10 protein-coding genes and 1 tRNA gene are annotated in these 14,741 nt (G+C 37.4%); 2 read left to right on the plus strand and 9 right to left on the minus strand.

From position 1 onward, the window contains the following. Positions 1-83 precede the first annotated feature (83 nt). Positions 84-341 (minus strand): TIGR04165 family Cys-rich peptide, encoded by a 258-nt coding sequence (locus METBO_RS12210; RefSeq protein ID WP_013646030.1) that lies wholly within the window; start codon positions 339-341, stop codon positions 84-86. Positions 342-447: 106 nt separating this feature from the next. Next, positions 448-1,722: a phosphomethylpyrimidine synthase gene (gene thiC / locus METBO_RS12215; RefSeq protein WP_013646031.1), complete on the minus strand. Its 1,275-nt coding sequence runs from the start codon at positions 1,720-1,722 to the stop codon at positions 448-450. A 340-nt stretch (positions 1,723-2,062) separates the two neighbouring features. On the opposite strand from thiC, the gene METBO_RS12220 reads away from it, so the two are divergent. After that, positions 2,063-2,443, plus strand: a complete 381-nt coding sequence (locus METBO_RS12220) for a CBS domain-containing protein (protein WP_013646032.1) — start codon at positions 2,063-2,065, stop codon at positions 2,441-2,443. Between the two features lie 106 nt (positions 2,444-2,549). Here the strand turns inward: METBO_RS12220 and METBO_RS12225 are convergent, their stop codons facing one another. Continuing rightward, complete coding sequence (locus tag METBO_RS12225) at positions 2,550-3,380, minus strand: methanogenesis marker 8 protein (RefSeq protein WP_013646033.1); 831 nt, start codon at positions 3,378-3,380, stop codon at positions 2,550-2,552. A gap of 185 nt (positions 3,381-3,565) precedes the next feature. Here METBO_RS12225 and METBO_RS12230 point away from each other — a divergent pair. Beyond that, positions 3,566-3,675 (plus strand) — tRNA-Met (locus METBO_RS12230). A 173-nt stretch (positions 3,676-3,848) separates the two neighbouring features. Here the strand turns inward: METBO_RS12230 and METBO_RS12235 are convergent. The 6 genes from METBO_RS12235 to METBO_RS14000 form a co-directional block, all read right to left on the minus strand. Further along, positions 3,849-4,547 (minus strand): hypothetical protein, encoded by a 699-nt coding sequence (locus METBO_RS12235; RefSeq protein WP_013646034.1) that lies wholly within the window; start codon positions 4,545-4,547, stop codon positions 3,849-3,851. 61 nt (positions 4,548-4,608) lie between these two features. Next, positions 4,609-4,923 (minus strand): DUF2149 domain-containing protein, encoded by a 315-nt coding sequence (locus tag METBO_RS12240; protein ID WP_013646035.1) that lies wholly within the window; start codon positions 4,921-4,923, stop codon positions 4,609-4,611. Further along, positions 4,920-5,564 carry a MotA/TolQ/ExbB proton channel family protein gene (locus METBO_RS12245; RefSeq protein WP_013646036.1) on the minus strand — a complete coding sequence of 215 codons (645 nt, stop codon included), beginning with the start codon at positions 5,562-5,564 and terminating at the stop codon, positions 4,920-4,922. Before METBO_RS12245 ends, METBO_RS12240 begins: the two co-directional genes overlap by 4 nt. A gap of 118 nt (positions 5,565-5,682) precedes the next feature. Next, a complete protein-coding gene (locus METBO_RS13470; protein ID WP_013646037.1) occupies positions 5,683-6,588 on the minus strand; it encodes a DUF11 domain-containing protein in 906 nt (301 codons plus the stop codon). Between the two features lie 174 nt (positions 6,589-6,762). Further along, positions 6,763-10,689 carry a chitobiase/beta-hexosaminidase C-terminal domain-containing protein gene (locus METBO_RS13995; RefSeq protein ID WP_013646038.1) on the minus strand — a complete coding sequence of 1,309 codons (3,927 nt, stop codon included), beginning with the start codon at positions 10,687-10,689 and terminating at the stop codon, positions 6,763-6,765. 188 nt (positions 10,690-10,877) lie between these two features. Then, entirely contained in the window at positions 10,878-14,504 is a 3,627-nt protein-coding gene (locus METBO_RS14000; RefSeq protein WP_013646039.1) for a PKD domain-containing protein, read from the minus strand. Positions 14,505-14,741 lie beyond the last annotated feature (237 nt).

Below are 14,741 nucleotides of genomic sequence, written 5' to 3' on the forward strand. Positions count from 1 at the left end.
TTCTGTAAAAACAAATAAAAAAAATATTTATATCTTATTTTAAGATTTTGTATGGGATGAACAGTTTAAATCTAAATAAAGGTTTAAGGCTCCTTTTTTTCATCCTGTTTATCCTTATTTTCACCCAGAACTAGTTTGTGTATTTCAACTAAACACTGTTCATCTGTACAGTACTCAAAACAATGCCCACAGTTACTGCATTTAATTACACCAACAGTTCCCTGTGGTACATGGGGAATGTAAAATGCCTCATCATTGTGGCCGGCATCTCTTTTTCTTGATATATCTTTATCAGTACATCCACATACAGGACATTTTTGATTTAAATTTTCTGCTTTCATGGTAAAACCTTCAATTTTTTTTGATATTCAAAAAATATTTACAGTTAATATCTTGTTTCAAACACTATAAATAGTTTGGGATGATACTAACTATGTTGAGTTTCAGTTATATATTGTTCCTTACGAGGCGCAATGCACAAAATTCTCCACACATGGTACACATGTCGTCTTCTGAAATAGGTTTACGCTCGCGACATTTTCTAGGCTTTTCTTGGTCAAATGCCAGTTCAAATTGTTTTTCCCAGTCAAAGTTTTTTCTTGCATTAGCCATTTCAACCTCCCTATCCCATGCACCTTTAACACCCTTAGCAACATCCGCAGCTTCAGCAGCAATTTTAGAAGCTATAACCCCTTCCTTTACATCATCAATATTTGGAATTGCCAGGTGCTCTGCAGGAGTCACATAACATAGGAAGTCGGCACCGGCAGAAGCTGCGATGGCACCGCCGATGGCAGAAGTGATATGATCGTAGCCCGGAGCTAGATCAGTTACTAGTGGTCCTAAAACGTAGAACGGAGCTTCTTTACACACTGTTTTCTGAATTTCAATGTTGGCTTTTATCTGGTTTATTGGAACGTGGCCTGGACCTTCTACCATGACTTGAACACCTTCGTTTCTGGCCCTTGTAACCAGTTCTCCAAGTGTTACCAGTTCTTGAATCTGTGAAACATCTGATGCATCATGTAAGCATCCCGGTCTTAATCCATCACCCAAACTGAGTGTAACGTCATATTCAGAAGCAATTTCCAAGAGATAATCGTAGTTCTTGTAAAGAGGGTTTTCAAGTTCATTTTGAAGAATCCAAGCAGCTAAAAATGATCCTCCCCTGCTAACAATGCCCATGATCCTGTTTGAATCCTGTACCTTCCCAATCAGATCCTTAGTTATGCCACAATGTACAGTTATGAAGTCCACACCGGCCTTTGCCTGATTTGTAATGGCATTGAACATATCATCTTCATCCATGTTCACAACAGCACCTTTACTATTTGATGCTGTGATTCCAGCTTCATAAATTGGAACTGTCCCAATTGGAACATTTACAGCTTCCATTATTGCATTTAAAACATTTTGATAATCTGGACCTGTGCTTAAATCCATAATAGTATCTGCACCGTATTTAACTGCTGCTTTGGCTTTCTCAACTTCCCATTTTACCTTTTCTAGCTCGGATGATGAACCAACATTTGCATTGATCTTGGTTTTGAGTCCTTTACCTATGGCTACGGCTTTGGTTTTTCCCTCTACATTTTTTGGAATAATAATGCGTCCATCTGACAATCCACGAACAATCTTTTGAACATCAATACCTTCTGATTCTGCTACTAACTTCATTTCAGGTGTTATATTGCCTCTTAGGGCATCTTGCATCTGGGTCACTTTTCATACCTCATCTAAAACGCGTTAATTTAATAATCTAACATAAATCATCTTTTATTTCATGCGTAAATTTTCATTAACAAAAATTTTCTTAAAAAATTTAAACTTAATTTAATAGTTGTCATTTTCTATATCTGTTCTACCTTAAAGAAATTGTTGAAAAGATTGTAAAATTTTCATTGATTTAAATTGGTGTGGAAAAAAAATAGTTCAGGGATTTGGATCTTTTAGTGGTTTAAATCCATAAATTTCTCTGGAAGTCTGGTTATTTTATCAAACATCTTGAATTCGTTACATTCGACAAATAACTATTTTAAATATCGAAGTCCAGATCAATAGCATGAAAGATAACCTTGTTGCAGAAGAGATCATGATAGAGGATGTTCATGTAACCAGTAGAACAGATGTTTTGGCGGCTGCAAAACTGAAAATGATGCGATGCAATGTTGGTGGACTTCCAGTTGTTGATGAAGGTAAGCTCGTTGGTATGATAACCCACAGAGATATTCTTTTAGCAGGTGGAGAAGCCCTTACTCTTAAAGTTGACGATTTAATGAGTAAAGATCTGATGGTTGCCGATAAGAAAACTCCCATAGTGGAGATCACAAAAATAATGGCAGACAAAGGGTATCAGAGAATTCCTGTGATCGATGACCATGGCGATCTTGTGGGACTCATCACCCAAAGCAGCCTCATACGTGCGCTTGCAGGTCTCGATTAATTGCAGAATATCTTGGCCACATTTTAAATTAAAATTTAAAAAAAGGACATTAAATAATTAATTTAGTATTCCAGGTTAAATACCCAAAATGTAGTTTGTCAGTTAATCATATCAAAGGTTTAGGAATTTTTGGATCTTTTTTATCCTTCATTCCTCCTATTTTTTCTATTCTAAGTTCCATGAAACGTTTTCCAGTATCTGTAACTCCAAAAATAGGTATTGAATCACCGGCAACAAAATATTCCTTTTCCTTTCCGATGTTTCGTATATACTTTGATGCACAGCCTGTGACAACATCTGCATGGTTAAATATGGTTATGGCATTTTCTTCAGACATTTCAGTAACATGGGCAACGAATATGAAAATATTAACATCCTTATTTTCTGCTTCAATCTCCCGGAGTCGTATAGCATCATCTGCAGATACTATGGTTACTGCTATCTTTTTAAATCCCATTTCAATGGCTTTCATTGTGCCTGCTATCTGGTCTATTGAAGCATTGGCTGGATCTAAAACGTTATCTTGCCCAACTTCTTCCATCAATTTTTCAATGGGACATGTGCTTACCAATCCTGAAACTCTGCCGCCTGTACCCTGAACAAGCTCTGGCTCCGTTAGTATAACTGTGCCACATCCTTCACAAACGCTGACAACAGCATCAATTTCACCCTCTTTTAAAATTGTTGTGAGGGTTTCGGATACTCCAAATGAAAGAAAATCATGCATTCTCATGGTCCGATCTTCGGTGCACATCCCGAAATCCTCTATTCTAAATTCGATGTTTTCTTTTATTGTTTCGGGTGTGAGTTTTTTAATTCCTCTGTACTTGTCAAATATTGGGCAGTAATCAATTTTAGGTTCACCAACCTCCACTACCTTACCATTTTTTACCTTAATCTTAGCCTTTCCCAATGCTTCTATAATATGTTCATCCATTATTTCACCAGCCTTAAAAAAAAAATATTTAGTTCTATCTCTTAATATATTATCTCAAATGATTTCTACTTTTTTGAAGCACAATTTTCGGGTGATTTCTCCATTTAAATAATAATAAGAATATCCATATTAATAGCCCCATAGAAAGGTTTAAGTGATATGACATCAAACAGCATATAAGCCATGCCGGGGTGGCTCAGTTGGTTAGAGCGCACGGCTCATAGGGTATTAAGCAAGTGCTCTGACTTTTTCCTGGGATACCGTGAGGCCGCGGGTTCGAATCCCGCCCCCGGCACTCAATATTTGTGCAGGTGGGTCTCACATATCATTCCCAGGATTAAAACAATTATTAATTTTCGATATATATAATTCAATCCAAAATTAAAAGCTTATTAAATTTTTATTTCTCAATTATTTTGACATCAAATGTAGATAGAGTAAACTTCTAAACAACAGTTTAAGACTTATTCAATCCCTGTTAACTGCTCTGAACATATTGTCTACAGGTTCAACAAAAAGAACTATTTCCCCATTAACTGGAGAGGGTTTAACTGGTTTGTTATCGGTGTTAAAAATTATTCCCTCCTCAATGATCACCCCTTCCACGGTGATGACCTTATCAATCCCTGATTTTAGAAATTTCTGAATTGGTTCTGGCTGCTTAATTTTTCGGAGATCACCAAGCTGCACAAATCTTCCATCGTTTTTTGTGCTTGCGAGACCAACCCCTGCAAGTGCTCCTACAACACCATTTCCTGCTTCACCAAAACCTTCAATTATAATTTCAGAATCTCTCGCCAGTTTAATAGCAGCGTCCCTCTTAACAACTTTGTATTTAGCATCCAATCCAAATGAAACCACAGAAGAAGAAATATTGTCTTCATGGGCTGTTGCAAGGCCAGGATCACTTCCTATATTGAAGTTGTTCATAATTTCAGTTTTTGCAATGGAGAATATGGTATTTAAATGGCTTTTATCAGCTTCCACATGGATAACTGCACAGAAATTGTGTATAGAATAATCAATTTCACTGTTCTGAGCGAGTTGGTGCCTTGTAACTCCATACACTCGAAATTTCTCAGCTACCTTTGAAGCAACCTGTCTAGTAAACTTTGCAGTACCCACAGATTCTTCATTGTTTGTGTCATCGATTCCAACGTATATCATCTTGTTACATTTCCATGATTTTTATAAATCTAAAAAAAAAAAAATAATTTAGAATTCTTAGTCAAGAGTTCTTAACCAAAATTAACTTTCCAGTAGTTGGATCTTCATAAGCAGTTCCCACAGGGTTCAATCCAGTCTGGGAATTTGATGAACTGTTTTGAGGAGTTTCATTCAATTCTTGGCCTAGTTTAATGTTTACATTGGCCTGTGAAGCTTCGTTTGGATTGGTGTTCATGAATATTATGGTGAATATTAGAAATCCAACAGCCAAAACAAGCATACAATCTATCATATTTACTGCGTAGATCATTGGGTCAATTTCATCATCTGAAGAAAGTACAGCCCTTCTTCTTGCTCGTCTTTTCTGTTTGATCATTTCATCACCTCTAAAACAGTATCCACAAGGGTTTCGAGGTTGGATATTTCTTCTTCATACCATCTTCTCCTGACCTTGGAAACTATAAATGCTATGGCTGCTGATGCCATACCCAGCACAGCTGCATCAAATGCTATGGTTAGATGTTGGGCTAAACTTTGGATGTCTCCTGCTCCAAGTGCTGTTAATCCTGGACCAAGAGGTATGAGTGTTCCCATGAGACCAATAGCAGGGGCTATTTTCGCCACAATATCCGTTTTTTCAAGGTTTTTAGCCGAATTTATGGTTTCATCTTCCACCATTTTCAGTGCTAATGACTCTCGAAATTCGTTACTCACATTATCTGTTGTTAACAATGTTGTCAGAACTTCCTTATGGCTTCTGGATATTTTTGCAGATTCTATTATGTTAGATAGTTCTGCTGTGTTTCCATTCCTTGATTCCATCAAAAATTGGTCGATGAAATGCTTGAAATCAAACTTTTTCTGTTTTCTCTTGTAATACTGGGCAATTAATATTCCCAAATTAATCAGTGAATAGATAAAAAAGATAACAAGTACAGCCATCACAGGTATCAGAAAACTCTGAGTGATTATGTGTAAAGAACTGTTGAATGTATTCTCGATAGATGCTATCACCATTTAACTACCTCTTATTATAAATTCTATTAAATTGATACTTTGATTGATTAAGTTGATCCATTGTGAGGCTGACACTTGTTTGAAACTCCTCATGGGTATGGCCCGATGTGATGTTTGTTTAGTCCTCTTTTTTTATTCCATAGTAGTAACCTGCAACTATCATTCCAATTATTAGAAGTACTGCAATCAAATATGAATAAAAGTCATTCTTAGATATTGAAGGCAAAGATACGTCGTAAACCTTTTTACCTCCACCCCCACCTCCTCCAGATTGGGATGTTAAAGGACTAGGCTGTGAGTTTGTATAGTTATTTAACTCCGAAATAACTTTTGAATCACCATTTGAATGAATTAATGGATCTTGACTATTAGTATTTCCATTATTAGCATTATCTGTCGTGCCAGGACCATCACCAGGACCATCACCAGGACCATCACCAGGACCATCACCAGGACCATCACCAGGACCATCACCAGGACCATCACCAGGACCATCACCAGGACCATCACCCTTTATTAAAACAGTTTGGACATCTGCCCTAGCATTTGAAGCTTGTCCAGCCATATTGATCCCGTAACCTTCCAAAATTAACGTATTAAAACTTGCTGTAGCCCTCAATTTTTTTCCTGCTGCAGATGGAAGTACTTTAACTGTGAGAATAGCTGTTTTTTGTTGACCCCTATCAAAATGTTTCATTTGAACTACGTTCCATATGCCCGTATCTGGATCATAGTTCTGCAAATTTCTATCTGGAACTACAAATGATACAAATTGAGTTCCCTTAGGGACAGGCATATAAATTTTCAATTGACCCCAATCAGCTGTTCCAGTATTTGTAGCCGTTACAATTATCATTATTGTATCATTTACATGGATTGGAGTTGGATTTATTTGCACAGTTAAAGATCCACTGTACAATGTTGCAGGATCAATTGGATAAACCACAGTATCGTTGTCTGCATATGAAACCCCAAAACTTGATAGAAACACCAACAAAAGCAATATTTTTGTTATAAATTTCATGACTCTCGATATTTTTTTTTAATAATATTGATTAAATGTTCTTAAGTCTTCTTAGGCTAATATTCTCAATGATAAGTCCAAATATATCAACTATTATATAACTACTTGTATACTTATACGTATCGATTAAACTATTGCAACTTTGCAATCTCTTAAAAAAATATAAAAAAATGCTTATTGACTTCCAGTTCTGAATTTGAAAGTATAAGCTTTGCTTAACTTGTTGCCTGCAGCATCCTTAACAGAGGACGATGGAATGTATACAATGTACCAATTGTTGCCTGTCCTTGAACTGGATGTTTTCAAATTTAAAGTGTTGTTTGTGACAGTTTTAGTGATTGTATCCAGTTTACCAGTTTTTAAGTTTTTTACATATATCCTAGACCAGTTTAATGTTGGAACTATATTTTCACTGAATTTTATACTCACTGTTCCTTTCCTTGGAATATTTGTAGCTCCATTTCTGGGAGAAGTGTAGATGATTCCTGGAGCAATTTTGTCAATTTTGTATGTTTCGTTGTAAATTATGGATTTTTGTCCACTTTGGTTGATTGCAATAAATTTCAAAGTTGTTGTTTTTGTAATGGTTATGTATCCAGTGTACTTATTGCTTGTAGCCGTAGGTGTGATTCCATTAATTGTGTAGTATATGTTTCCTGGTTGATTCATTGTAAGTTTAATTAATTTGGTTGTGTTGTAATATCCTCCCTTGGTTCCAGCTGCGGCTGTTGGTGGTAGATTTATTACATATGTGGATGTTGTTATTGAACTCCAATTAAGCGCAGAATCTACCGCTGCGAATTTAAGACTCGTTGTAGTGCTAATTGATATGGGATTTGTGTATTTGATTTTTGTTTTACTTGTTCTAGGATCACTGCCATCTTTTGTGTAGTAAACAGTTGTTCCAGGGGTTGATTTAATTACCACTGATTTTGTTGTGTTAAATGTTCCACCTGCTGTTGCATTTACAGTGAATGGAATCAAGTAAGTGTACTTAATTTTTGAATTGGCAGTCGAGTAGCAGACGTATGGAATTCCCTTTGCATTTAGTGTTAGAGAGATCCATTGACCCACTCCATCGACAGTGTCAATATTGTTTATTATCCATTTTTTACCTTCAAGATAAGCATATTTAAAGTTACCAGTTGTTACATCCTCATAAACTATTAATGGACTGTTAGATTTGGTTAATATCAGTTTACTGCAGGAAGATTTTAAGTTACTGATGGTAGTTACGACCCAACTGGTTCCGTTGTAGTAGGTGTACTTGAGGCTTCCTCCTCCCCCTCCAAGATTTGAATTGTAGCTTATGTGTGGATTTCCATTGGAGTCGATTGCTATTGAATTCCAGATTCCAACGTTAACAGGATCGACCATGTTACCGTCAACAGTTGTGATCAACCAATTGCCTGTCGAAGTTCTCTCAGCATATCTTAAACTCCCCTGCACTGGTCCTCCATAGATATCGTAGTAACTTATTCTTGGATTACCATTTTTGTCAAGTGCTAAAGAATTCCATCTTCCCCCTGATGGTTTTGTCGTAACATTTTCGATGTACCATTTGGTGCCGTTTTTGTACATGTACTGTAGTTCACCTTGGCCATTGTTTGCAGAGTCATTGTAGAAGCTGATCCTTGGCTGGTTGTTGTAAAGCACCATGTTGATGTATGAAATATAGCTGTTCTGTGTTAGTATGGTGATATGCCATCCTGTTGAGTTTCTGTATGCATATTTAAGTTTATCGGTTGAATTTACACCGAAAACTTCCCCATAAACCATTGAGGGGTTGTTTGAGGAATCTAATGCCATTGATACGTAAAATCCTGAACCTGCATTACTTTTGTCAACAAGCTCTTTGTGCCAGCCTTTACTGTCTTTATATGCATATATTAACTCAGGATATTTGTCAGTTGGTGATGCTAGTTGGTAATAGACCACATGAGGGTTGCCTGATTTATCTATGGCTATGGAATTGTACATTCCATTGTTTGCTATTGTTGTGCTGTTCCATGTTCCTCCAGCCCCCTGTTTATTCAAGGTGTAGGTGCAGGTGATTACATTAGATGCCAACCCTGCATTGTTAACTGCTATGAACTTTAGAACGGTTGTTCCAATGGTATTGATGCTTATTGGCCAGGTGTATAGGGTGCTTTTGTTTGTGGGTTTGGATCCGTCGAGTGTATAATAAATCTTGGGTTTGGGATCTATTTGATCAGTTGCAGATAAGGTAACAACCTGATCAGAAGTGTAGGATCCGCTTGGTACGTTTGCTGATGGTACTGGTGCCTTTGTGTAGTTCATGACGTAACTTTCGTCGTAAACCCGGCTCCAGTTGTTAGCATCATCAACAGCCACATACCTAAGTCGGGTTGTTGATGTAATTGTTATTGGACCTGTATATCGGACCCTTGTTGTGCTGTTGGTTGGGTCAGTGCCATCTAGTGTGTAATATATTACGGGATTTGGATCGAAGTTGTCTGAAGCATTTATTGAAACATTCTGTTTTGTGTTGTAGGTACTTCCAGAAGGTTTGGTATTTGCTGTTGGAGCTGTTTTATCGATGGTGTAATTCATTGTTACAATGTTGGATACGTTTGCTCCTGAATCAACTGCGAAAAACTTCAGCACAACCTTCCCTTCGTCACTAAGCACTATTTGGCCAGTATATATCTGACCACTTGTTGTGGGATCTGTACCATCTGTTGTGTAGTAGATAGTTGGATTTGGGTATAAATTATCTTCAGCTGTTAAATTCACATACTGTGTGGTGTTGTAGGATCCATTGGGTAACGATGCTGATACATCAATGTTACCGACAGCTATGTTTCCAGTTGTGGTGTCTGTATCGTAGGCATTGTGAATAGTTAATGTGACAACGTAATTCCCTGAATGATTGTAGATGTGTGTTGGATTTTGTTCAGTTGAGCTGGTTCCATCTCCAAAGTCCCAGAACCATGATGTAGGTGTTTGGGTTGATTCATCTGTGAAGTGAACTGTTAAGGGTACCACACCACTTTTAACATCAGATGAGAACATTGCTGTTGGTTTTTTCGAACCAATAACTTCATAACCACTTGGACCTCCAGTTTGACCTGGCAAAATACTGTTGGTCCATCCCATTCCTGCCCCATGGGTTGTGTTTGCGTTCCATGCATAGGCATTGAATGCTGCTATGGATTCCAAATTTTGAAATATATAATTTATTTTCACAGCACCATAATCTGTTAAAGCACCATTTCCTGTAGGATAATTCGATCCAAGTGGACCTGCATGCAGATCTATAAACAACAAACTGAATCTATTTGAAGGATCATTCATATCCTCGTTGAGGTATATTGGATATGCAGTGTTTCCACCTGCCATTTTCCAGTTTTGAGGCCCATAAATAAAATCATTCTTGTAAAATGTTTGATTGATGGCATACGCTTGATAAGTTATATTTGCAAGTGATGGAGCAGTGTTAAATCCTGCTGGTGTCCATGTGTATCCACTCGCCCTTATCTTCAAAGCAAAATTATCTGGAATGGTTCCATTTACAGCTATCATAAGAACAATATTATCCTGATATCCCCTTCCACCGGTGTCTGTAACATACAGCACTCCAGATTGGTTTGATGTTACTGTGTACTGTCCGTAGTTTGGACCTAAAATAGTACTGGAAGCTATATGTATTGCGTTTAAACCACCTCCAGATCCTAGATCTTGCATGTAAACTGTGCCATTATTGGCAGTCGTAATGTTAACATTGTTGTAACTGGAAATTGGACTGCTGAATATGCTGATGTAGTTGAAAAGTGTTAAATTTGAAGTTCCAGCAGTATTTGTGACATTCAGTGTAACACTGAAGTTGCCAGTTTTTGTGTAGTTGTGAACTGGGTTTTTGAGTGTTGATGTTTTTCCATCACCGAAGTTCCATTTCCAACTTGTTGGATTGCCTGTTGATGTATCGTTGAACTGGATATTCGACTGTGCACTTGTGCTTGTAGTGTTAGTAGTGAAATTTGCAACAGGAGGATCAGCTGCTGATACTTCTGCACTAAACATTAAAACAGTCAAACAAGCCAGTGTTAAAATTAAAATCTTTTTCTTTATATCTCCCAAAACTTTCTCCTCCCCCATTCGATATGTCAAGTGTTACATTTCTCTTATATAAATAAGTATGATCTAACATGAAATTCTAAAGTTAAAAACAAGTAAAATTGCATCCTAAAATACAGAAAATTAGTTCTTAAATTTGCTCTGAAAGCTTAAAATTTGATTTAAAAAAAAAAGAAAAAAAGAAATAATGTTTATTTGGTTTTAAATCTGAAGTAGTAAGCCGTTTTGAGATTATTTCCAGCATTATCCTTAACAGCCGATTGTGGTATGTACACTTGGTAGTTGTTTTTTGAGTATCTTGTCTGTGTCATCTTAATGCTAAGCTGGTTGTTTTTGATGGTTGTTTTAATGGATACAAGTTTTCCTGTGTTTAAATTTTTAATATAAATCTTAGACCAGTTTAAACTTGAATTCAGTAATTTGTTGAAGTTGATCGTTATTGTACTTGTTGTTGAAACATTTTTTGCACCGTTTACAGGATTGCTCGATGTTACTGTAGGTGCTTTTTTGTCAATGGTGTACTTGCTTGTGTACACAGGAGACTTGTTACCTGCAAGATCCACTGCAATGAATTTAAGAGTGGTTGTGGATTTGATGCTGATAGGTCCAGTGTACTTCTTACTTGAAGTTGTTGGTGCGGTTCCGTCAATTGTGTAGTAGATCGTTCCATTCTTATCCATTGTTAGTTTTACTGATTTATCTGCATTGTATAATCCAGATTGTACATTTGAACTTGCTTTTGGTGGTATTTTGTCGATTGTGTAAGTTTCAGCGTATACGTTGGATTTGTAACCATCATTATCCACTGCAATGAATTTAAGGGTGGTTGTGGATTTGATGCTGATAGGTCCCGTGTACTTCTTACTTGAAGTTGTTGGAGTGGTTCCGTTGATTGTGTAGTAAATGCTTCCAGATTTACTCATAGCAATTGTAACTGTTTTTTCGGTATTGTAAAGTCCGCCCTTAACGTTGGTTGTAGCTGTGGGTAAAACATGGTTTTGTACTGTTATCAAACTGGATATCGTTGAACTTCCGCCATGATTGGTTACTGTGAGTTTTACAGTGTAGTTTCCTGGTTTTGTGTAACTGTGTGTAGGGTTTTGATCGGTGCTGGTTGTTCCATCCCCAAAGTTCCATAAGTATCCTGAAACATTTCCAGCGGAACTGTCAGTGAACTTGACTTTGAGAGGAGCTGTACCCTTTGTTGTGTTAGCTGTGAAACCTGCTATTGGAGCAGGGTAGTTGACTGTAATGTATTTGGTTTGTGATGTCATACCTCCAGGTCCGTTTACAGTTAATATTACTGTGTAGGTGCCTGGAACAGTGAATACATGTTCAGTATTTTTTAAATCCGATGTGCTTCCATCTCCAAAGTTCCAGTTGTAATCTTTTACATTACCATTGGATTTATCTGTGAACTGAACATCCAATGGTGCAGTACCACTAGTTGCATTAACAGCAAAATCAGCCACAGGAGTAGGCCAGTTTACTGTAACGTAGTCTGTGAATGTTTCAGTACTACTTCCTCCAGGACCTGAGACAGTTAAGGTTACTGAGTAGGTTCCAGGAGTGTTGTAAGTATGTGTTGGACTTTGTGCTGTACTTGTACTTCCATCTCCGAAGTCCCAATTGTAATCTTTTACATTACCATTGGATTTATCTGTGAACTGAACATCTAATGGTGCAGTGCCATTTGTTACATTAGCTGTGAAATTAGCAACAGGAGTAGGCCAATCTACTGTAACGTAGTTGATTAGAGTTAAGTTACTGTTACCTGCTAGGTTTGTTGCTGTTAATGTTACTGTGTAGATTCCTGGTGTGTCGTAGATATGAATTGGATTTTGATCTGTACTTGTTGTTCCGTCGCCAAAGTCCCATAACCAACTTGTTGGAGAGTTAATGGATTTGTCAGTGAACTGTACACCCAAAGGTGCTGTTCCCTTGGTACTGTTTGCTGTGAAATCTGCAACAGGTGCGTTTACTATTGTGTATGTTTGAACGTACTCTGGGCTCCAGTTACTGGCCTGATCAACAGCCACATACTTCAAAGTGGTTGTAGAAAGCAGTGTAATTGGGCCAGTGTAGACATTTGCAGTTGTACTTGTCCTTGGGTCTGAACCATCTGTTGTGTAGTAGACAGTTGTTAAGGTATCTGGATCTTTACCAGTTAACTCAACTGTCACAGATTCAGGATAATTTCCCCCGTTAGGATTTGTATAAACTTCTGGTATGGATGTATCAATCACATAAGTTTTAGAGTACCTTGAACTCCAAACTCCCCCATTGTTTACAGCTGCAAAGTTAAGCATTGTGTTGTTGCTGATTGGTATAGGATCAGAGTAAGGTAATCTACTACTATTACTACTGTCTGTTGGATCGCTACCATCAGTGGTGTAATATATCACAGCATCTGGCTGATCCGAAGTCAAACTAACATTAACAGTTTTATTATAGTATCCTTCCTTTGGTGTAGCTGTAACTGTAGGATTTGAGCTATTAAATACTGTGATGTAATTTGTCTGGGTTAAAGTGCTGCTACCAGCATTATTGGTTGCAATCAGTGTTACTGTGTAGCTTCCAGGTAAACTGTAAACATGTGTAGGATTTTGATCTGTGCTGGTTGTTCCATCCCCAAAGTCCCATAACCAACTAGTTGGTGTGTTGCTGCTGGTATCAGTGAACTGTACAGTTTCAGGGTTCAATCCTGTTGTTGTGTTTGCTGTAAAATTAGCTACAGGTGTGATTGGTGTTATTCCCTGGACATTGTAACCACCTTGAGCTATGTTACTGGCCATTGGAATTCCCGTACCCCAGTTACATGCAGAGAACCAACCGTATGCTCCGAAAGAAGCGAATGATTCCAAATTACTGAAACTGTAATCAACTTCTATAGATCCATTCGTTACACCTGTATAGGCATTAGTACAAAATGCACCCACATCAAGATCAATAAACATCAATGAAAATTTATTATTAGGATCCTGACCTTGGTAAATTGGGTAGTTCACAGTGTTGGTTGGTTTCCAACTTTGTTGCCCATAAATAAAATCATCTTTAGTAAATGTTTCGTTAACTCCATTTACATACTGTACATTTGTTAAAGAGGATGTTAATGGGTTAGAAAGGGCTGGCGCAGGTATATCATAAGTGTATCCGCTTGCTGTTACATGGAATGCAAAGTTGTCAGGTATCGTTCCATTTACAGCCAACATCAAAATACAATCATCCATGTGTCCAATTCCACCACTAAATACAACCCAAAACTTACCAGTTTGGTTGCCTGTTGTGGTTATGGTACCATATTTGTTTGTGGGGTCAGTTGATAACTGAACAGGGTTCATTCCTCCCCCACCCCTGCTTATGTAGTAACTGTTGTTGACGTGTATCTGTTGATAATCTCCCTGCTGATTAACACCGTTTACTATGTCATATTTTACTCCTGCATCGTTGGCAACGTAAAATGCAATTCCATTGTTACTAGTCATTACGCTTGTTGTGTTCCAAGCTGTGATGTAGTTGTTTCTCGTAAGAGAACTGGAACCATCATCGTTGGTTGCAGTTAATTTAATTGTGTAAGCCCCAACCGTACTGAATGTATGGTTAGGATTTTGATCGGTAGAGCTGCTTCCATCACCGAAGTCCCAATTCCAACTGGTTGGATTTCCAGTGGATTTATCAGTGAAATGCACATTCAATGGAGAGTGTCCATTGGTGGTGTTGGCTGTGAAATTCGCCGCTGGCGAAGCAGCCGAAGCACTTCCACAGATCATTACTATCATAGCACATGAAAGTACTATAAAAATAGCATATCTGTTCATATTAGCCTCCTAAATCATGCGTAATTTGTCCTTTACCTAACTTGACAGATCACTTACTAAACGATCTGTAAAAATGGATTATTCGAAATATATATTTATACGTATCGCTTTTCAGGTGCTGAAAGCATATAATAACATGGTATAATGGCTAGAAAAAAACTTAATAAGTAATTTTATGATTAATAAACTAAAACAATAAAAATAAAGATAAATTACGAGTTAATTTAAAAAAATAAA

It is taken from the genome of Methanobacterium lacus (assembly GCF_000191585.1).
Taxonomy (GTDB): domain Archaea; phylum Methanobacteriota; class Methanobacteria; order Methanobacteriales; family Methanobacteriaceae; genus Methanobacterium_B; species Methanobacterium_B lacus.

What these genes read in the sequence shown, in the direction of transcription:
- METBO_RS12240 (WP_013646035.1), bottom strand. Translation starts at nt 4,923, where the DNA reads ATGATCAAACAGAAAAGACGAGCAAGAAGAAGGGCTGTACTTTCTTCA.
- METBO_RS12220 (WP_013646032.1), top strand. Translation starts at nt 2,063, where the DNA reads ATGAAAGATAACCTTGTTGCAGAAGAGATCATGATAGAGGATGTTCAT.
- METBO_RS12210 (WP_013646030.1), bottom strand. Translation starts at nt 341, where the DNA reads ATGAAAGCAGAAAATTTAAATCAAAAATGTCCTGTATGTGGATGTACT.
- METBO_RS12245 (WP_013646036.1), bottom strand. Translation starts at nt 5,564, where the DNA reads ATGGTGATAGCATCTATCGAGAATACATTCAACAGTTCTTTACACATA.
- METBO_RS13470 (WP_013646037.1), bottom strand. Translation starts at nt 6,588, where the DNA reads ATGAAATTTATAACAAAAATATTGCTTTTGTTGGTGTTTCTATCAAGT.
- METBO_RS12235 (WP_013646034.1), bottom strand. Translation starts at nt 4,547, where the DNA reads ATGATATACGTTGGAATCGATGACACAAACAATGAAGAATCTGTGGGT.
- METBO_RS14000 (WP_013646039.1), bottom strand. Translation starts at nt 14,504, where the DNA reads ATGAACAGATATGCTATTTTTATAGTACTTTCATGTGCTATGATAGTA.
- METBO_RS12225 (WP_013646033.1), bottom strand. Translation starts at nt 3,380, where the DNA reads ATGGATGAACATATTATAGAAGCATTGGGAAAGGCTAAGATTAAGGTA.